The organism is Nocardioides humi (assembly GCF_006494775.1).
Classification (GTDB): Bacteria; Actinomycetota; Actinomycetes; order Propionibacteriales; family Nocardioidaceae; genus Nocardioides; species Nocardioides humi.
In genome coordinates this window covers 6172322-6191444 of the sequence record NZ_CP041146.1, presented here as the reverse complement: position 1 = coordinate 6191444, position 19123 = coordinate 6172322, and the positions used below count along the sequence as shown (strand labels likewise).

Here is a 19123-nt window from a genome sequence, read left to right as displayed (position 1 = left end):
GAGGTCGAGGCCGGGCTCAGATCCGCTCGATGATCGTGCCGGTGGCCATGGCGCCGCCGGCGCACATGGAGATGAGCGCGGTCGACTGATCACGGCGCTCGAGCTCGTGCAGGGCCGTGGTGATCAGCCGGACGCCGGTGGCGCCGACCGGGTGGCCGAGCGCGATCGCGCCGCCGTTGACGTTGACCTTGTCCAGGTCGACGCCGTGCACGCCGGCCCACGAGAGGACGACCGAGGCGAAGGCCTCGTTGACCTCGAAGATGTCGATGTCGCCGATCGCCATGCCCGTCCTGTCGAGCACGCGCCGGGTCGCGTCGATCGGGCCGTCGAGGTGGTAGTAGGGGTCGGAGCCGACCAGGCACTGCGCCTTGATCCGGGCCCGCGGGGCGAGCCCGAGCGCCCGGGCCCGGTCCTCGTCCATGATCAGCAGCGCCGCGGCGCCGTCGGAGATCTGCGAGGACGTGCCGGCGGTGTGCAGACCGTCCTCGAGCACGGTGCGCAGCCCGGCCAGGCCCTCGGCGGTGGTCGCGCGCAGGCCCTGGTCGGCGTCGACGAGGCGGGTCTCGCCGGTCGGGTTGCCCTCGTCGTCGAGCACCGGCGCCTCGATCGCGGCGATCTCGCGCTTGAACCGGCCCTCGTCGACGGCGACCGCCGCCTTCTGCTGCGAGGCCAGGCCGAGCGACTCGAGGTCGGCGCGGGTGAGGCCGCGGTTCCTGGCGATCCGGTCGGCCGCCTCGAACTGGTTCGGCATGTCGATCGACCAGTCGGCCGGGCGCGGGTCGCCCAGTCCGGGCGGCACGTTCGCGCCGAGGGGGATGCGGGACATCATCTCGACGCCGCACGCGATGCCGACATCGATCGTGCCCGCGGCGACCATGTCGTTGACGAGGTGGGTGGCCTGCTGGCCGGAGCCGCACTGCGCGTCGAGGGCGGTGCCGGCGGTGGCCTGGGGGAGCCCGGCGTACAGCCAGGCGCGGCGTACGGCGTCGTTGGACTGCTCGCCCGCCTGGGTCACGCAGCCGCCGATCACCTGCTCGACCAGCGCCGGGTCGACGCCGGCGCGACGGAGCACCTCGGACTGGACGAAGCCCAGGGTCTGGGCCGGGTGGAGGCCGGCCAGCCAGCCCTTGCGCTTGCCCAGGGGAGTGCGGACTGCTTCGACGATCACGGGGTTGCCCATGACGGCACGGTAGCACCGAAGTAGAACACGTTCTACCCATCGTCCAACCCGCGACGCGCCGGAGGAAAGTCCTTTCACGAAACCCTTTCGTATTGGCGCGATGCTTTGTACGGTGGCTCTAGAACGTGTTCCACCCCCATGGCTGTCCAGCGTGAAAGGTTCGTGGCGTGACCGAGCTCCTCATTCCGGCGGGATGGGATCCCACCGATCCCGACATCAACGAAGTGGCCCTGCCGCACGACCAGTTCCGCGCGCTGCGTGCGACGGAGCCGATCCGCTGGATCGAGCAGGTGCCCGAGGCCCGGGCCGGCTTCCTCGACACCGGCTACTGGGCGTGCACCCGGCACCAGGAGGTGCGCCAGGTCTCGAAGGACAACGAGAACTGGTCCGCCATGGAGAACGGCGTCATCATCCGGTTCGCGCCCGACATGACCCGCGACCAGGTCGAGGTCCAGCGCGCGATGCTGATCCACCACGACCCGCCGAGCCACACCAAGATGCGCGGCATCGTCTCGCGCGGGTTCACCCCGCGCGTGATCGCCTCCCTCAAGGAGGCCCTCAAGGCGCGCGCCTACGAGATCGTCGAGCAGGCCGTCGCCAAGGGCAGCGGCGACTTCGTCGAGGAGATCGCCGCCGAGCTCCCGCTCCAGGCGATCGCCGACTTCCTCGGCGTACCGCAGGAGGACCGCAAGAAGCTCTTCGAGTGGTCCAACCAGATGATGGGGTACGACGACCCGGAGATCGACGCCGACCCGGCGATCGCCTCCATGGAGATCCTGGGCTACTTCGACCAGCTCGCCAACGAGCGGCGCGCCCACCCGCAGGACGACATCGTCACCAAGCTGATCAGCGTCGGCCAGGACGACGACCACGGCGCGCTGACCAACGACGAGTTCGGCTTCTTCGTGATCCTGCTGACCGTCGCCGGCAACGAGACGACCCGCAACGCCACGACCCACGGCATGCACGCCTTCTTCGAGCATCCCGACCAGTGGGAGCTGTGGAAGCGCGACCGTCCGGAGACGGCGATCGACGAGATCGTGCGCTGGGCGACCCCGGTCACCGTGTTCCAGCGCACCGCCAAGCAGGACACCGAGCTCGCCGGGCAGGCGATCAGGAAGGGCGACCGGGTCGGCCTGTTCTACGCCTCCGCGAACTTCGACGAGGAGGTGTTCGACGACCCGTTCACCTTCAACATCCTGCGCGAGAACAACCCTCACGTCGCGTTCGGCGGCCACGGCGCGCACTACTGCCTCGGCGCCAACCTGGCCCGCCTGCAGATCAACCTGATCTTCAACGCGCTCGCCGACCTGGCCCCCGACATCTCGCTGGCCGCCGAGCCGCGCCGCCTGCGCTCGGGCTGGCTCAACGCGATCAAGGAGATGCAGGTCAACTACGGCTGAGCGATGCAGTAGCGTTCGGTGCGAGGAGCAGGCCGATCATGAGGAGGTTGTCCGTGAGCGACGTCAACGCCGAGCAGTTCCCGGGGTTCTCGGAGAACCACTACCAGCACGGGATGCACTCCCTCGCGTGGATCTCGCTGTGGCTGATCGTCGGACTGGGCGTGGCCTGCGGGATCTTCGGCTTCATCTGGGGCCTCACCCACTGAGCCTCACCCGGCGTTGGTACGACGGACCAGGTCGTCCACGACGGCCGGGAGGCTGCCGTCGCTGCGCTCGTGGACGGCGCGCTGACGCGTCGCGCCGCCCTCGGCCAGCACGCGCGGGATCGCGGCGCGCACCAGGTCGGCGTCGCCGTACTCCTCGAGCTGGTCGGTGACCGCGGCGAGGAGCCCCTCGAGGACGGCGCGGGCCGGCTCCAGGACGCCGGTGACCGGGTCGAGCAGCCGGTCGGTGAGCCCGTGGCGGGCCGCGCGCCACCGGGACGCGCGCAGCAGCTCGGCGCGCCACCGGCCGGCCGGCAGCCCGCCGCCGTCGAGCTCGCGACACACCAGCGCCCGGGCCAGGACCGCCACCAGGGTGGCGTCGTCCGGGTCGGTGCACACGTCGGCGATGCGCACCTCGACGGTCGGCTGGTGCGCCGAGAGGCGCGCGTCGAAGTAGAGCATGCCCTGGTCCATCGCCGCGCCCGACGCGATCAGCTGCCGGCTCAGGGCGTGGTAGGCCGCGGCCGAGCCGAACGCCTCGGTCGGGCCGGCGCTGGGCCACTGCGCCCACGCCTGGGAGCGCCACGACGCGTAGCGCGTGTCGCGGCCGTGGTAGAAGGGCGAGTTCGCGCTGATCGCCAGGAGCACGGGCAGCCAGGGCGCGAGCGAGTCGATGGCGCGCACGCCCTCCTCGTCGCCGTCGACCCGGACGTGCACGTGCTGGCCGCACGTGCCGCCGGGGCGCGCCACCTCGCCGTACGTCTCGACCATGGTGAGGTACCGATCGTCGCGGGTGGTCCGCGGCGGGGCGCCCGGCAGCGGGACCGCGCCGGAGGCGGCCGTCAGGACCCCGGCGCCGTCGGCGGCCAGCGCGGCGCGGCGCCGCAGGCGCACGAGATGCCCGCGGAGCTCGGCGGCATCGGTGACCGGCGGCGTCCGGGTCTCCAGCTGGTGGGCGAACAGCTCGTGGTCGAGCTCCTCGAGCGGGTCCAGGTCGTGCTCGGCCGCGTGCCGGAGCACCTGCTCGGCGCGCGGCACGGCCGCGCGGGTCTCGGGGTCGACGAGGAGGAGCTCCTCCTCGACGCCCATGGTTCGCCGGTCCATGGCACCTCGCCGTCAGCTCGGGTCGTGACGGGGTGGTACCCCGCAGGCCCCCGGCCAGCCGCGGGCGGCAGCGCCGGGCGCGTCGGCCGCGTAGAACGGGTCAGTCGCGAGCGGTGAGGACGAGCGGGTCGCCGGAGGTGATCGCGATGGTGTGCTCGACGTGGGCGCCGCGCGAGCCGTCGGCGCTGCGGATCGTCCAGCCGTCGGGGTCGAACACGATCTCGTCGGTGCCGTGCAGGAACCACGGCTCGATCGCGATCACCAGACCCGGGCGCAGCTTGAGCCCGCGGCCGGCGCGCCCGTCGTTGGCGACGTGCGGCTCGCCGTGCATGGTCCGGCCGACGCCGTGGCCGCCGAACTGGAGGTTGACCTTCAGGCCCTCGCCGTGCGCGACCGAGCCGATGGCGTGCGAGATGTCGCCCAGCTTGTTGCCGGGCCGGGCGGCGGCGATGCCGGCGTCGAGCGCCCGCTGCGTGACGTCGATCAGCCACTCGTCCTTCGGGTCCGGCGTGCCGACGATGACCGACAGCGCCGAGTCCGCCACCCAGCCGTCGACGGAGGCGGCGAAGTCGACCGAGAGCAGGTCGCCGTCCTGCAGGGTGTAGTCGAACGGCAGGCCGTGCAGCACGCCGTCGTTGACCGAGGTGCAGAGCACCTTGCCGAAGGGCATGGCGCCGAACGACGGGTGGTAGTCGATATAGCAGGACTCCGCGCCGGCGTCCTTGATCATCCGGTGGGCGAGTGCGTCGAGCTCGAGCAGGTTGACCCCGACGTCGGCCTTCTCGGCGAGGGCCTGGATCACCGAGGCCACGAAGCGCCCGGCCGGGCGCATCTGCTCGATCTGGGTGGGGGTGCGCAGCTCGATCACGGGGTCGAGCCTACTGATCCGCCTGAGAGATTCCGTCAGTAGGTGCCGCCTGCTGCGCGCCGCGATGCACGCACACTGGCGGCGTTGCGGCCGCTCGAAAGGCGATCCAGCCTGCCTTCGCGTCCAGGTCTGAACGAAGTGGCCTTTGCCATCGCACGCGCCTCGCGGCGCTCGCGACGACGCCACCTACTGGCGGAACCTCTGAGCCGAGCTCACATCCACGACGACCGCGCTGTGGCTGGAGGCGTCGTCGGCGTCGAAGGCCAGTCCCTCCAGCGTCGCGCCGTAGACGGAGATCCGGCCGGTGATGGTGCTCGCGGCGCCGGGAGCCAGCCTCTTCTCGCCTTCGAGCGACGGGTCTCGCCACGCGCCGTCGACGACGGCCTTGACCCTGATGTGGTCGAGCAGCAGTGTCCGCTCGCTCTCGTTGCGGGCGTCGAAGACGAAGGTGCACACGCGGGCGTCGGCCGCCCCGCTCTGGCTGGGCGCGCACTCCACCGAGGTGACCTTGACGGCGAGATCGCCGTCGTCGGTGCGGAACCACTCGCCGATCTCCGCGCTCGGCTCGGGCGGGTCGACGAAGTCGAACAGGTCGCCGAGGTAGCGCAGGGTCCAGAGCCCGACCACCACGGACACGGCGATCGCCACCGCCGACAGGCCGATGCCCCACGCGGCCATGCCGGTACGACGCCCGATCCGCCGTCCGCGCACGATCCCGATCACGCCGAGGACCAGGCCGACCAACGCCGCGAGGATGCCGACGAGGTTGACGAACGGGACGACCGCCACGCAGAGCGCGACGATGCCCAGCACCAGCGCGGCGACCGCGGGTCCGTTGCCGGGCGGGCCGATGCGGGGCGGGCCCGGCGGAGGCGGGGAGGCGGGTACGGCGCGTCGTTCACGCCGTGACCCTAGCCACCTCCCGGGCGCGCGAAACCGTCAGTTGGTCGGCCGGTCCGCGCCGACCACCCACATCGCGAAGAACTGCGACCCGCCGCCGTACGCGTGGCCGAGGGCCTTGCGGGCGCCGTCGACCTGGTGCTCGCCGGCCGCACCGCGGACCTGCAGCGCCGCCTCGCCGAAGCGGAGCATGCCGGAGGCGCCGATCGGGTTCGAGGAGAGCACGCCGCCGGAGCAGTTGACGGGGATCCGCCCGGTCATCGCGGTCTCGCCGGCCTCGGTCAGCTTCCAGCCCTCGCCCTCGGCGGCGAAGCCGAGGTTCTCCAGCCACATCGGCTCGAACCAGGAGAAGGGCACGTAGATCTCGGCCGCGTCGATCTCGTCGATGGGCGAGGTGATGCCGGCCTGCTTCCACAGTGCGGCGGCCGCGTCCCGGCCCGCCTGCGGGTTGACCTGGTCGCGCTCGGCGGCCGTGGTGGGCTCGGAGCGCATCACGGTGCCGTGGATCCAGGCCGGGTTCGGCGACGACGCCGCGACGTCCTCGTCGGCGATCACCAGGGCGCAGGCGCCGTCGGAGGAGGGGCACGTCTCGTCGTACCGGATCGGGTCCCAGAGCATCTGCGAGGCCAGCACCGACTCGACGGTGGTGCCCTCGTTGTGGAGGTGGGCGTAGGGGTTCTGCAACGCGTTGGTGCGGTCCTTGGCCGCGACGATCGCGCCGATGTGGTCCGGCGCGCCGGAGCGGCGGATGTAGGAGCGCACGTGCGGGGCGAAGTAGCCGCCGGCACCGGCGTGGACCGGCATCACGAAGGGCACGGGCACCGAGAGCGCCCACATCGCGTTGGACTCCGACTGCTTCTCGAAGGCCACGGTGAGCACCTTCCGGTGCACCCCGGACTGCACGAGCGAGGCGGCGACGATGGCGGTCGAGCCGCCGACCGAGCCGGCGGTGTGGACGCGCAGCAGCGGCTTGCCGGCGGCGCCGAGCGCCTCGGCGAGGTACAGCTCCGGCATCATCACGCCCTCGAACAGGTCGGGCGCCTTGCCGACGACGATCGCGTCGATCTCGTCCAGGGTCATCCCGGCATCCTCGAGCGCCCGGTCCATCGCCTCGCGGCACAGGCCGGCCATCGAGACGTCCTCGCGCTTGGCGCGGTGGTGGGTCTGGCCCACGCCGATCACGGCTGCGGGAGTCTTGCCCATCAGAGTGCTCCTTCCATCACGCAGACGAGGTTCTGCTGCAGGGCCGGGCCGCTGGTGGCGGTCGCCAGCGCCTTCTCGGCGGTGCCGTCCCAGACCCGGCGGGCGGCCTCGCCGATCCGGATCGCGCCGCCGGTGAACATCGGATTGCCGGCGAGCGCGCCGCCGCTCGGGTTCAGGCGCACGTCGTCGGCCAGGCCCAGCTCGCGGCGCAGGATGAGCTCCTGGTGGCTGAACGGCGCGTGCAGCTCGGCGATCTCGACCCCGTCGAGCCCGCCCACCGCGGTCGCGGCGCGGGACGCCGACTCCGAGCGGGTCAGGTCGCGGGTGCCGAGCTGGAGTCCGTCGGTGTAGTGCGCCAGGCCGGTGATCCAGGCCGGCCGCTCGCGGACCTCGCGCGCCTTGTCGCCCGCGGCGAGCACGATCGCGGCGGCGCCGTCGGTGACCGGCGCGGCGTCGTGCTTGCGCAGCGGGTCGGCGAACATCGGCCGGGCGAGGAGGTCCTCGACGGACGACCCGCCGGCCCGCACGGCGTACTCGTTCTTCTCGGCGTCGGTCAGCGACCGGTTGACGACCTCGGCCATCGCGGCCTCGTCCCACAGGCCGGCGTCGATGCCGAGCCGCGCCTGGAGCGCGGCGATCGAGACCGTGTCCGGCCACAGCGGGGTGAGGGTGTACGGGTCGAGCTGGAGGCTGAGGGTACGACGCAGCACGCCGGCCGAGGCCTTGCCGAAGCCGAACACCAGGGCGGTGTCGACCTCGCCGGTCTGGATCTTCAGCCACGCCTCGTAGAGCGCCCAGGCGGCGTCCATCTCGACGTGCGACTCGTTCACGGGCGGCAGCACGCCGATCGCGTCGATGGCGCTCACGAAGGAGAACGACCGGCCGGCGAGGTAGTCCGAGGAGCCGGAGCACCAGAAGCCGATGTCCCTCTTCGTCCAGCCCGTCTGCTCGTAGCACTCGGCGAAGATCGGCACGAGCAGCTCGGCACAGGTCGGCGACCCGTCGTAGTCCTGCATCTGTCGCTGGGCGAACCCGACGACGGCGACGTCACGCATCACTTGTTGTCTCCCTTTCGCCGGCAGCGTGGCGCTTGCGACACGCTCGGCCATTCAGTGTCGTCAGAGGTGGTGCCGGTAGGTGTCGAAGTCCGCGTCCGGCTCGCCGCTCGGCGCGAAGTGGCTGATGTTCTCGATCGTGGTGCCCCACTCCTCGCGGGGCCGCCAGACCGCCTTGACCCGCAGGCCCATCCGGATCTCCTCGACCGGGATGTCGAGGATCAGGTGCTGCAGCGCGATGTCCGCTCCGTCGAGCAGGATGTACGCCGAGACGTAGGGCGGCGTGATCTTCTGGCCCAGGAAGGGCACGTTGACGATGCAGAAGGTCGTCACGGTGCCGGTGTCGGACAGCTCGATCTCCTCGACCGTCGGCACGCCGTCGACCGGGCAGGCCGGCCGCGGCGGCACGTACACCTTCCGGCACTGCGGGCAGCGCTGGCCGACGATCCGGCCCTCGGCGAGGCCGCGGAAGAAGGCGGACTCCTCCGGGGAGGCGGCGTAGGTGTAGTCGAGGCTGACCGGCGTGACGATGCCGGTGACGTCGCCCTCGGTGGCCGGGGGCACGAGGGCGCTCGCCGTACCGGTGTCCGGCTCGAAGACGACGTCGGTGATCGCGCCGGTGCGCTCGGCGGCCCAGCGGGCCCGGACCCGCAGGCCGGTGCTGATCTCGTCGGGGCTCGCCACGTCGACCGCGTGCAGCAGGGGCGCGTCGGCGCCGTCGAGCGTGACGAGCGCGAACGCGAACGGGCGGTCGAACGGCTGCCCGGCGACCGGCTCGCTGACCCACGTCCACGAGGTCACCGTGCCGGTCTCGGCGACGTCGACGAAGTCGGTCGTCGCGCGGTGGGTGAGCGGGTCGAACTCCGGGGGCGGTACGACGACGCGACCGTCGCTGAGCAGGGCGCCGACGAACCGGCCGTCGCGGAGCCCGGTGAGGAAGCGGCCGAGCACGGGGCCGACCGATCGGGTGTAGTCGAAGGACACCGTCACAGGTGCCGAGAGGGTGCGACTCATGAGCCAAAGTGAAACATGTTCTGCCAGAAAGTGAAACACGTTCTAGAAATGGATCTACGTCATCCGCCATGATGCGGAGCATGAAACTGGGCTTGCAGCTGGGGTACTGGTCCGCACAACCGCCGCAGGGCGTCGGCGAGCTGGTCGCCGCCGCGGAGGACGCCGGCTTCGACGCGATCTTCACCGCGGAGGCCTGGGGGAGCGACGCGTTCACGCCGCTGGCGTGGTGGGGCCGGGAGACCTCGCGGGTCCGCCTCGGCACCTCGATCGTCCAGATGTCGGGCCGCACGCCCGCCTCGATCGCCATGCACGCGCTGACCCTCGACCACCTCACGAACGGCCGGGTGATCCTCGGCATGGGCGTCAGCGGTCCCCAGGTCGTGGAGGGCTGGTACGGCGTGCCCTTCGCCAAGCCGCTGGCCCGTACCCGCGAGGTCGTGTCGATCATCCGGCAGGTGCTGGCCCGCGAGGCGCCGGTGACCAACGCCGGCCCGCACCACCCGCTGCCGTACGACGGCCCCGGCGCGGTCGGCCTCGGCAAGCCGCTCAAGCCGATCGTGCACCCGCTGCGCGTCGACCTGCCGATCTGGCTGGGCGCCGAGGGCCCCAAGAACGTGGCCCAGACCGCGGAGATCGCCGACGGCTGGATCCCGATCTTCTACACGCCCAAGAGCGCCGGCATGTACCAGCCGTGGCTCGACGAGGGCTTCGCGCGGCCGGGCGCGCGTCGTACCCGCGCCGACTTCGAGATCGCCGCGACCTGCCACCTGCAGATCGTGGAGACCTCGGCGCAGAGGCAGGCGGTCATCGAGGCCATGAAGCCCTTCGTCTCGCTCTACATGGGCGGCATGGGCGCCAAGGAGCAGAACTTCCACCACCAGGTCTTCACGCGGATGGGGTACGGCGAGCTGGCCGACGAGGTCCAGGAGCTCTACCTGTCCGGCGAGAAGGACAAGGCGACCGCGCTCATCCCCGACGAGCTCGTCGACGACATGCACATCATCGGCACGCCGGTGGAGGTGAAGGAGCGGGTCGCGCAGTGGGAGGAGACGGGCGTGACCACGCTGCTGCTCTCGTGCCGGAGCGCCGGTGAGATCCGGCAGATCGCGGAGCTGCTCGCCTGAGCTCCGGCAGTCGTCGCCGGCATCCGAGCGTGGTCGACCGCGATCCGGCGCCGCTGCGCGCGGGACGGCCGCAGCAGGCCGTGCCGGGGCCGCGTCTTCCTAGATGTCGAGGAGCTGCTCGAAGAACCCGCCGAAGCCGCGGTCGCGGTCGACCAGGTGGATCTCGAGGATCCAGTGGCACGGGTGGCCCGCGGCGTCGGCGCGGCGCATCGGCTGGTCGTTGTCGGTGGTGATGTAGCAGTCGAGCTGGTCGCCGTTGATCCGCTCGTGGGGGAACTCGCCGACCAGGTGGCCGGCGTGCGCGGCGCCGTGGCCCCAGCCGGCCTCGGCGATCAGGCCGAGGACGTGATCGAACAGCTGTGCGCCGGTGATGTCCGGCGTGGCCAGGAAGTGCGCCCGGCCGGCCTCCCAGATGCGGGGGAGGTCGGCGGCCAGCCGGTGCTTGTGCGGGTCGTCGCCCAGGACGTACGTCCGGCCGAAGTCGGCCTCCCACTCCTCCAGCAGCGGTCCGAAGTCGAAGAAGAGGATGTCGTCCGGGGCCACGACCCGGTCGGGCGGGTTGGAGCGGTAGGGCTCGAGCGTGTTCACGCCGGCCCGCACGATCCGCTTGTGCCAGAACCGCCGGACGCCGAGCAGCTCGCCGGCCAGGTCGCGCACCTCGTCCGAGAGCTGTCGCTCGGTCTTCCCGGCGACCACCAGCCCGCGGGCCTCGATCTCGGCGAACAGGTGGGCGGCTTTGGCCTCGGCATCGCGCAGCGCGGCGATCCGGTCGGCGTCGACGAGGGACACCTCGCGATCCTACGACCCGCCGAGGGCGCGGGCTCTGGCCGTTGTCGGCGGCGCGGGCTACCGTCCTCGGCATGAGGCGCGAGCCGCACGAGAACGTCGCCACCGTGCTGGTCGACCCTGCCCTGCTGCCCGACCTCGAGCTGGAGCTGGTCGAGCTCGACCTGTGGGTGTGGCCGGTGCGCTCGGCGCCGATCTGCATCGACGGGCCGCGGACGGCCTTCCAGGTGCGCCGACGCCTGGTCGAGGCGCAGCGCGGCGCGTGGGACTGCGCCGCGGACTGGACGCCGGTGTGGATCAGCTTCGGCGAGCGCTGGGCCTCCGGCGACGACCCGCTGCCGTGGGCGGCGCACCGCGCGCTGTGGCAGGTCCTCGACGCCCATGCCGAGCAGGTCCGCTTCCACCGCCGGCTCGGCGGGGTGCGGCCGCTGGTGGCGCCGGTCGAGCGGCGCCCCGCGAGCTGAGCCGCTCGGCGGACCGGGGTCCTTGCCCGTGAATAGAACACGTTCTAGTCTGCGAGGGTGACCGACACGCTCCGCACCCCCGCCCACAACGGCCACCTCATGGTCGCCGCCCTCAAGCGCCACGCGCACCGCCCGATCGTGCACCTGGGCGACGTGACGCTGACCGGCAAGGAGACGGCGGACCGGATCTCGCAGTACATCCAGGCGTTCGAGTCCCTCGGCGCCGGACGCGGTACGCCGGGCGCGCTGCTCGCGCTGAACCGGCCCGAGGTGCTCTTCATCCTCGGCGCGGGGCAGACCCAGGGCTTCCAGCGCACGTCGCTGCACCCGCTCGGGTCGGCCGACGACCACGCCTACGTCATCAACGACGCCGGGATCACCACGCTCGTGATCGACCCCTACTTCGCCGGGCGCGCGGTCGAGCTGCTCGGCAAGTGCCCGGGCCTCAAGCAGGTGCTGACCATCGGTCCGGTGCCGCCGGAGCTCGCCGAGGTCGGCACCGACCTCACCGAGGTCGCCGCGACCTTCGCGCCGCAGCCGCTGCAGGCCGCACTGCTCGAGCCCGACCACATCACCTCGATCACCTACACCGGCGGCACGACCGGCAAGCCCAAGGGCGTGGTCGGCACGGTCCGGGCGTTCTCGACGATGGCCCAGATCCAGATGGCCGAGTGGGAGTGGCCCGAGGAGCCCCGGTTCCTCATGTGCACCCCGCTCTCGCACGCCGGCGCGGCCTTCTTCGTCCCGGTCGTCCTCCGGGGCGGCACGCTGTTCGTCTCAGCGCGCTTCGACCCCGCGGAGGTCCTCAAGACCATCGAGGAGAGGCGGATCAACTCGCTGATGCTCGTGCCGACCATGCTCTACGCGCTGATGGACCACCCGGACTCGCACACCCGCGACCTGTCCTCCCTCGAGACCGTCTACTACGGCGCGTCGGCGATCAACCCGGTCCGGCTGAAGGAGGCGATCGAGCGGTTCGGGCCGGTCTTCGCCCAGTACTACGGGCAGTCCGAGGCGCCGATGGTGATCAGCTACTTCCCGAAGGGCGACCACGTCGACGCCGACGGGAGGCCGGTGGAGAGCCGGCTGACGTCGTGCGGCCGGCCCTCGGCGTACCTCCGCACGGCGCTGCTCGGCGAGGACGGCAACCCGGTCCCGCAGGGCGAGCCCGGCGAGATCTGCGTCGCCGGGCCGCTGCTCTCGGCCGGCTACTGGCAGCTGCCGGAGGCCACCGCGGAGACCTTCCGCGACGGCTGGATGCACACCGGCGACGTGGCGCGCGAGGACGAGGACGGCCTGTGGTACATCGTCGACCGCACCAAGGACATGATCGTCACCGGCGGGTTCAACGTGTTCCCGCGCGAGGTCGAGGACGTCGTCGCCGAGCACCCCGCCGTCGCCCAGGTGGGCGTCATCGGCACCCCGCACGAGAAGTTCGGCGAGGCCGTGACCGCGGTCGTCGTCCTGCGCGAGGGGCACGAGCTCACCGACGCCGTCGTCGCGGAGATCAAGGACGCGGTCAAGGAGCGCAAGGGCTCGGTGCAGGCGCCCAAGGACGTGATCGCGGTCGACGCGCTGCCGCTCACCGCGCTCGGCAAGCCGGACAAGAAGGCGCTGAGGGCGCGGTTCTGGACGGGGGAGCGCAGCGTGGGCTGAGCCCCGCAGCCCCGGGGCGGCGATTCCGTGCGCCGCATCGGGGTAGGAGGCGACCCATGACTCGGGTGCCGCGTCCTGGCGACGTCATCGGCCGCTACCGCCTCGTGCGCGAGCTGGGTCGCGGCGGCATGGGCGTCGTGTACGCCGCCACCGACACCCGGCTGGACCGGCCGGCGGCGCTCAAGGTGATGCTCGGCCACATCGCGGGCGAGGAGGCCTTCCTCGCCCGCTTCGCCCGCGAGGCGGCGACCCTGGCCCGGATCGAGTCCGCCCACGTCATCGAGATCTACGACTACGGCGAGTGCGACGGCCTCCCGTACATCGCCACGCAGTACGTCGACGGCGGCGACCTCGGCTCCGCGCTCGCCGCCCGCGGCCCGCTGCCCCCGCGACCGGCGCTGGAGGTCTGCGCCCAGGTGGCCGAGGGCCTGGCCGCGACCCACGCGGCGGGCGTGGTGCACCGCGACGTGAAGCCCGGCAACATCCTGCTGCGCGACCCGGGCGCCGCCGACCTGCACGTCCACCTCTGCGACTTCGGCATCGCGCAGACCGCCGCCGCGAAGCTGACCGCGACGGGCGTCGTCGCCGGGACCTGGGCCTATCTCGCGCCGGAGCGGGTCCAGGGGGCGGCCGGCACGCCGGCCAGCGACGCCTACGCGGTGGGCTGCGTGCTGTGGGAGTGCCTCACCGGCGCCACGCCGTACGTCGGCACCGCCCTGCAGATGGCCTACGCGCACGTGTCGGCGCCGGTGCCGCAGCTCGCCGGGACGGGCGCGCTGGCCGAGGCGCTCAACCGGGTGCTCGGGCGCGCCCTCGCGAAGGATCCCGGGGAGCGCTACGACGACCTGCGGGCGATGGCCGGCGAGCTGCGCGCCGCCCTGTCGCTCACCGCGCTGCCCGGCTTCGAGCCCCGGGCGACGGTGCAGCCCGTCCCGCCGGCGCTGCCGCGGATGCGTCGCCGGCGCGGGCGCGTCCTGGCGGCGGTGGGAGCCGGCGTCGTCGTGGCGCTGGTCGCGGGTGGTGCGGTGTGGGCGGTACGCGGCGGCGACGAGCGCCCCTCCGGCGGCGCCGAGGAGCGGGGCCGGGCCGGCGAGGTGGTGACCGGCGACCTGGACGGCGACGGGCTCGGAGACCTGGCCGCGTCGACGGTGACGGTCGACGATCGCGAGGAGCGTGTCCAGTGGCGGTCGCGGGGCACGGCCTTCGGCACGGGGGAGCGGACGGCCGCGGAGGGCTATCTCGACGCTGTCGCGGGCGACTTCGACGGCGACGGGCGGCTCGACACCGCGCTCGTCTCGAGCTCGGTGGAGTACGAGCCGGCGTACGCGCTGATCGACTTCGGCGACGGCCGCGACGAGAAGGTGGCGATGGAGCTGCCGCAGGCGCCGCACGACCGCGGCGCGCAGCCGACCCTCGTGGGCGACTTCGACGGCGACGGCCGCGACGACCTCGCCTTCGCGATCCAGCCCGAGGACGCCGACGAGGCCCCGCCGCTGGACCTGGAGACCGGCCGGACCGCGACCCAGACCTGCACCCTGTGGGTGGTCCGCGACGTCGCGGGGAAGCCGCCTCCCGCCGAGTCCTGGCACGAGGGCGTCCCGTGCTTCGTCCCGGAGATGGCGGTGGGCGACCTGCAGGGCGACGGCCGCGCCGACCTCGTCGTCCTGATCGACCCGGACACGTCGTGGGAGGGCTCGGTGTCCGAGCGGCCCCGGCTGCTGCCGCTGCTCTCCGACGGGTCGAGCCTGGCCGCGGGCGCTCTCGTCGACCTGGCCGGCCAGCCCTACGGCCGGGTGCGGCTGACGGCGGGCGATCTCGACGGCGACGGCGACGACGAGGTCGTCGCCGCGGTCGAGGCGCCGGACGACGACGAGCAGGTGGGCGTCGCCGTCGAGGTCCGGGTGCACGGGGCAGACGAGAGCGGTGCTCTCGGGGACGGCCAGGTCTGGCTGAGCACCAGGCGCTACGAATGGGGGCTGGATCCCGCGCTGCTGTCGGTCTCCGACGTCGACGGCGACGGCCGGGACGACGTGCTGTTCGCGCTGGTGATCGACGACGCCCTGAGCTACCCGGAGGACGGGCCGCGGCCGGGCGAGGACGTGCCCGTCGACGTGCTGCTCTCCGACGGAGCCGCCCTCGCGGAGCCGGCCCAGTGGGCGGTCTGCGCCGGGTGTGCGGGCTACTTCAGCCTCTACGGGCCGGTCGCGGTCACCCGGTCGGGACAGTGACCGTCGCGTGAGCGATCTCGGACCGGGCTCCGTCGTCGGCGACTACCGGCTGGGCGAGCGGATCGGCATGGGCGGCATGGGCGTCGTCCACGGGGGCGTCGACCTGCGCCTGGACCGCCGCGTGGCGATCAAGATCCTGTCCGGCCGGCTGGCCGGCGACCCCGCCCAGCTGGCCCGCTTCGATCGCGAGGCACGGGCGCTGAGCACCCTCGACTCGCCGTACGTCGTGCGGATCTTCGACCACGGAGTGGCCGGCGGGGCGCCGTACATCGTGACGCAGTACGTCGGCGGCGGCGACCTCGGACGCCTGCTCTCCGTCCGCGGCCCGATGCCGGTGGCCGCGGCCGCGCGGGTCTGCGGACAGGTCGCCCGGGCGCTCGCCGCCGCCCACGCGGCGGGCATCGTGCACCGCGACGTCAAGCCGGGCAACGTGCTGATCGCCGATCCCGAGGCGCCGCGCCCGCATGCGCTGCTCGCCGACTTCGGCGTCGCGCACACCCGGGACGCCCGGCTGACGGTCGCGGGCGCCGTCGTCGGCACGGCGGACTACCTCGCGCCCGAGCTCGCCGACGGGGCGGAGCCGTCGACGGCCAGCGACGTGTACGCCCTCGGGTGCCTGCTCTGGGCCTGCCTCTCCGGCGGCGCCCCGCCGTACGGCGGCAGCGAGATCGAGGTCGCGCTGGCCCACCGGTCGGCGCCGGTGCCGCAGCTGCCCGGCCGCGGCGCCGGCGTACGCCAGGTCAACACGGTGCTGCGGCAGACGCTGGCCAAGCATCCCGCCGACCGCACCACCCGTGCCGACCGGGTGGCCGAGCTGCTCCGGGAGATCGCCGAGGGAGCCGACGGAGCCGACGGAGCCGGTGGCGCTCCGGGCCGTCGGACCGTGCCGCGGGTGGCGGTGGGCATCGCCGCGGCGGTGGTCGCGGTGGTCGCGGTGGCCGCGCTGGGGACGGGCGTGCACCTGCTGCGGGACCGCGGCCCCACTCCCGGGGAGTCGACCCGGCCCGCGCCGGACGTCTCGTCCGGCGCCCCGGCGGCAGAGGGGCCGGAGCTGACGGTCACCGCGCCGGCCGCGGGGGCGACGCGCGCGGACCTCACCTGGCGCACCGGCGTGACCGGGTTCAGCGGACCGGCGACCGCGACGTCCGACCTGGCCGAGGGCGCACTGCCGCTGCTGGCCGACCTCGACGGGACGGGAGCGGCGCAGCGCGTCGACCTGCGGCTGCGGGCCGACGGTCGCGGCCGCTCGGTGCCGGTGGTGACCCGTCACGACGACGGCCGGGTGTTCGAGGGGACCGCGCTGCCGGCGAGGCGGCTCGCGGTCGCCGTGGCGGACGTCGACGGGGACGGCGACGACGACCTGGCCCTGGTCGGCGCGAGGGCGCCGCTGCGCGTGTGGGTGATGCCGGCCGAGGAGGGCGGGTACGGGCCGCCCGCGCTCTGGCTCGAGGCGGACCGCCCCCGATCCGTGGTCGCGGTCGAGGCGGGCGACCTCGACGGCGACGGCGACGACGATCTCGTCGTGCGCGCCGCGGGCCGGCCGGACCAGGACGCGGGATCGCTGGAGCTCCTGCGCGCGGAGGCCGGCGGACGGTTCGCGGCGACGCCGCCCGCGCTGCTCCAGGCCGGGCCGCTGGACGACGTGACCATGCGGGTCGCGGACGTCGACGGCGACGGCCGGGCCGAGGCGGTGCTGTACGTCGCTCCGTACCGCGACCGCGACGTCCGGGTCGACGTGCTGACGTACGCCGACGACGGCTGGTCGCCGCCGGTGCGCTGGCTCGCCTACGAAGGGGCCGACATCTGGCTGATCGAGGACTGGCGCGCCCTGCTGACGGTGGTCGACGTCGACGCCGACGGGCGCGACGACCTGGTGCGGATCAGCGGACCCGACCCCGACAACGGGTGGCTCCTGGACGTGCTCCGCTCCAGCGGCCAGGCGTTCGAGCGCCCACCGACGGCCACGACGTGGGCCTGCGGCGAGCAGTGCTCGCTGGCGCCGGTCGTGGTCTGGGCGCGGGCCGGCCTGGCGGCGGTGGCGCGCTACTAGAGGTTCCGCCAGCAGACGGCGCCTGCCGGGGGAGCCTCTAGGATGCCCGTCATGCGTCCTCTCTCGCGGGCGGTCGCGGTGGCGTTCCTGGCCGTCGCGCTGCTGGTCACGTCGTCCCCCGCCCCCGTCCATGCCGCCGGCAGCGTCGTCGCCGAGCGGGCGAAGCCGAAGGGGCCGGGCGGCACCTACACCGGCGCCGAGACGCCGACGGAGCCGAACCCGCTCGACCGGCTGGAGATCGGCTTCGAGGTGTCCAAGAACGGCCGCAAGATCAAGAAGTGGCTGGTCACCATGAACGTGATCTGCGGGCTCGACGTGCGCCTGATCGCGCAGTCCATGCCCACGATGAAGGTCAAGAGGAACGGCCGGTTCCACAGCGTCTACGCCGGCACGCTCGACGGCACGGACTACCGCGTCGAGGTCGGCGGCAAGCTGGTCGCCAAGAAGCGCAAGGTCAAGCAGGGCACCCTGTCCTACGAGGTCGGCTGGTGCCAGCGCGGCAACGACGCCGGCAACCCGTTGCGCTGGAAGGCCAAGCGCACCGGCCGGTGACCGCGACCGGTCATGCGCCTGCGCAACGATGAGCACGGCTACGGCGCGGTCACCCGGGCACTGCACTGGGTGACCGTCCTGCTGCTCGCCGCGCAGTTCGTGGTCGGCTACACGATGGAGGCCGACGACGACCGTGTCGTGCGCGTCGACTGCGACCCGCCGGGCGAGGACCGCAGCGGCGGCGACACCAGCGACGCCGAGGAGGACCTCCTCGACCGGCTCGAGGAGGAGTGCGAGGAGCGCCAGGAGCGCCTCGAGGAGGCGGCGGAGGACCGGCCGAGCCCGGCGCACGTCACGCTCGGCCTCCTGCTGCTCGTGGTGGCGCTCGCGCGGGTGATCTGGCGCCGGCTCACCCCGCTGCCGCCCTGGGACCCGCGCCTGGGCCCGGCCGGCAGACGACTGCTGCACGCCAGCGAGGTCTCCCTGCTGACGATGCTCTTCGCGCTGCCGCTGACCGGGCTGCTCCTGGTGATCGGCTCCGACGACCTCGTGCCGCTGCACGTCGCCGCGCACGTGGGGTTCTTCGCCGCGCTCGCGGGGCACCTGGCGGTCGTGCTCGGCTACCGCCTGCTGCCCCGGATGCTGCGGCTCTAGCGGCGCCATCCGGGCGCGGTCAGCGCGGCTGCTCCCCGCGCAGCCGGTCCCACACGGGGGAGGGCACCCGGTCGAGCAGCGCGTCCATCATGTGCAGCTTCGCGTCGACCTCGGCCGGGGTGTGCGTGCCCGCGCGGATCACGAGCAGGGAGTCGCCGGCGATCCGCCAGGAGACCTGCGGGTGGTGGCGCATCACGTCGCGCACCTCGGAGAGCAGCACGTCGGCCGCGAACTCCGGCGACGGCGAGTGCACCGTGAAGTGGTGGTCGAACTCCGGGTCGCCGATCTCGATGTCCCGGCCGGTCAGCGAGTCGACCCAGCGGCGCAGGGTGCTCGTCGGCCCGACGGCCAGGTCGGGCGCCCGGACGCCGAGGTTCAGCGCGACCACGGAGTAGGCGTGCTGGCGGCGGTCGTCGCCGGAGCCGGTGGTGAAGGTGTAGTCGAAGGCGGTGAACGGCCGGCCGTCGTACCGGCCGAGGAGGACGTTGGACGCGCGGCGGCCGTGTCCGCGTCCGAACGGCCCGCCGGCGAACCGGTCGACCAGGCCGGGGTCCTCCGCGCGGTACTCCCACTCGCGCTGGTGCGCGATCGCCGCCAGCCCCTGCCGGCGCTCGGCGGCGCGCTTCTGGGCCTCGACCGCCGCGACGACGATCAGCACGACGACGGCGGCGAAGACCAGGCCGAGCAGCCCGAGGAGGGCGAGGGGGACGACAGCCATGCCGCCATCCTGCCCGGCATC

The 19123-nt window shown here is 73.2% G+C and carries 18 protein-coding genes; 9 read left to right on the top strand and 9 right to left on the bottom strand.

Going from position 1 to position 19123, the window contains the following annotated elements; all coding sequences use genetic code 11:
• Nucleotides 1-16: 16 nt before the first annotated feature.
• The gene (locus FIV44_RS29915; protein ID WP_141007622.1) at nucleotides 17-1180 is read right to left on the bottom strand and encodes a steroid 3-ketoacyl-CoA thiolase; all 1164 of its coding nucleotides are present in this window, start codon (nucleotides 1178-1180) and stop codon (nucleotides 17-19) included.
• 167 nt (nucleotides 1181-1347) lie between these two features.
• Here FIV44_RS29915 and FIV44_RS29910 point away from each other — a divergent pair, with 167 nt between their 5' ends.
• Together FIV44_RS29910 and FIV44_RS30980 are read left to right on the top strand one after the other, a co-directional pair.
• Nucleotides 1348-2583, top strand: a complete 1236-nt coding sequence (locus FIV44_RS29910; RefSeq protein ID WP_141007621.1) for a cytochrome P450 — start codon at nucleotides 1348-1350, stop codon at nucleotides 2581-2583.
• Between the two features lie 53 nt (nucleotides 2584-2636).
• On the top strand, nucleotides 2637-2789 hold the full coding sequence (locus FIV44_RS30980) for a hypothetical protein (protein ID WP_181410891.1): 153 nt from the start codon (nucleotides 2637-2639) through the stop codon (nucleotides 2787-2789).
• A gap of 3 nt (nucleotides 2790-2792) precedes the next feature.
• Here FIV44_RS30980 and FIV44_RS29905 read toward each other — a convergent pair whose 3' ends face one another.
• The 6 genes from FIV44_RS29905 to FIV44_RS29880 all read right to left on the bottom strand — a co-directional run bounded on the left by FIV44_RS29905 (nucleotide 2793) and on the right by FIV44_RS29880 (nucleotide 8930).
• Nucleotides 2793-3890: a carboxylate-amine ligase gene (locus tag FIV44_RS29905; RefSeq protein WP_141007620.1), complete on the bottom strand. Its 1098-nt coding sequence runs from the start codon at nucleotides 3888-3890 to the stop codon at nucleotides 2793-2795.
• Nucleotides 3891-3990: 100 nt separating this feature from the next.
• Nucleotides 3991-4758, bottom strand: coding sequence for a type I methionyl aminopeptidase (gene map / locus FIV44_RS29900; RefSeq protein WP_141007619.1), 768 nt, complete (start codon nucleotides 4756-4758; stop codon nucleotides 3991-3993).
• A gap of 186 nt (nucleotides 4759-4944) precedes the next feature.
• Nucleotides 4945-5571 (bottom strand): hypothetical protein, encoded by a 627-nt coding sequence (locus FIV44_RS29895; RefSeq protein WP_141007618.1) that lies wholly within the window; start codon nucleotides 5569-5571, stop codon nucleotides 4945-4947.
• 126 nt (nucleotides 5572-5697) lie between these two features.
• Nucleotides 5698-6861 carry a thiolase domain-containing protein gene (locus FIV44_RS29890; RefSeq protein ID WP_141007617.1) on the bottom strand — a complete coding sequence of 388 codons (1164 nt, stop codon included), beginning with the start codon at nucleotides 6859-6861 and terminating at the stop codon, nucleotides 5698-5700.
• Nucleotides 6861-7916, bottom strand: coding sequence for a thiolase domain-containing protein (locus tag FIV44_RS29885; RefSeq protein WP_141007616.1), 1056 nt, complete (start codon nucleotides 7914-7916; stop codon nucleotides 6861-6863). Before FIV44_RS29885 ends, FIV44_RS29890 begins: the two co-directional genes overlap by 1 nt.
• 63 nt (nucleotides 7917-7979) lie before the next feature.
• Nucleotides 7980-8930 (bottom strand): Zn-ribbon domain-containing OB-fold protein, encoded by a 951-nt coding sequence (locus tag FIV44_RS29880; RefSeq protein WP_141007615.1) that lies wholly within the window; start codon nucleotides 8928-8930, stop codon nucleotides 7980-7982.
• An 80-nt stretch (nucleotides 8931-9010) separates the two neighbouring features.
• Here FIV44_RS29880 and FIV44_RS29875 point away from each other — a divergent pair, with 80 nt between their 5' ends.
• Entirely contained in the window at nucleotides 9011-10054 is a 1044-nt protein-coding gene (locus FIV44_RS29875) for an LLM class F420-dependent oxidoreductase (RefSeq protein ID WP_141007614.1), read from the top strand.
• Between the two features lie 99 nt (nucleotides 10055-10153).
• On the opposite strand, the gene FIV44_RS29870 is transcribed toward FIV44_RS29875, so the two are convergent.
• Nucleotides 10154-10843 (bottom strand): M24 family metallopeptidase, encoded by a 690-nt coding sequence (locus tag FIV44_RS29870; RefSeq protein WP_141007613.1) that lies wholly within the window; start codon nucleotides 10841-10843, stop codon nucleotides 10154-10156.
• A 71-nt stretch (nucleotides 10844-10914) separates the two neighbouring features.
• On the opposite strand from FIV44_RS29870, the gene FIV44_RS29865 reads away from it, so the two are divergent.
• The 6 genes from FIV44_RS29865 to FIV44_RS29840 are packed head-to-tail and all read left to right on the top strand — an operon-like array spanning nucleotide 10915 to nucleotide 18384.
• Complete coding sequence (locus FIV44_RS29865; RefSeq protein WP_141007612.1) at nucleotides 10915-11304, top strand: hypothetical protein; 390 nt, start codon at nucleotides 10915-10917, stop codon at nucleotides 11302-11304.
• A 57-nt stretch (nucleotides 11305-11361) separates the two neighbouring features.
• Nucleotides 11362-12960, top strand: coding sequence for a fatty-acid--CoA ligase FadD8 (gene fadD8, locus FIV44_RS29860; protein ID WP_141007611.1), 1599 nt, complete (start codon nucleotides 11362-11364; stop codon nucleotides 12958-12960).
• Nucleotides 12961-13016: 56 nt separating this feature from the next.
• Nucleotides 13017-15188 (top strand): serine/threonine-protein kinase, encoded by a 2172-nt coding sequence (locus FIV44_RS29855; protein WP_141007610.1) that lies wholly within the window; start codon nucleotides 13017-13019, stop codon nucleotides 15186-15188.
• Between the two features lie 7 nt (nucleotides 15189-15195).
• Nucleotides 15196-17238, top strand: a complete 2043-nt coding sequence (locus FIV44_RS29850) for a serine/threonine-protein kinase (protein ID WP_141007609.1) — start codon at nucleotides 15196-15198, stop codon at nucleotides 17236-17238.
• A gap of 51 nt (nucleotides 17239-17289) precedes the next feature.
• Nucleotides 17290-17790: a hypothetical protein gene (locus FIV44_RS29845; protein ID WP_141007608.1), complete on the top strand. Its 501-nt coding sequence runs from the start codon at nucleotides 17290-17292 to the stop codon at nucleotides 17788-17790.
• A gap of 12 nt (nucleotides 17791-17802) precedes the next feature.
• Entirely contained in the window at nucleotides 17803-18384 is a 582-nt protein-coding gene (locus tag FIV44_RS29840) for a cytochrome b/b6 domain-containing protein (protein ID WP_141007607.1), read from the top strand.
• 19 nt (nucleotides 18385-18403) lie between these two features.
• On the opposite strand, the gene FIV44_RS29835 is transcribed toward FIV44_RS29840, so the two are convergent.
• On the bottom strand, nucleotides 18404-19102 hold the full coding sequence (locus FIV44_RS29835) for a type III secretion system chaperone family protein (RefSeq protein ID WP_141007606.1): 699 nt from the start codon (nucleotides 19100-19102) through the stop codon (nucleotides 18404-18406).
• Nucleotides 19103-19123: the final 21 nt, after the last annotated feature.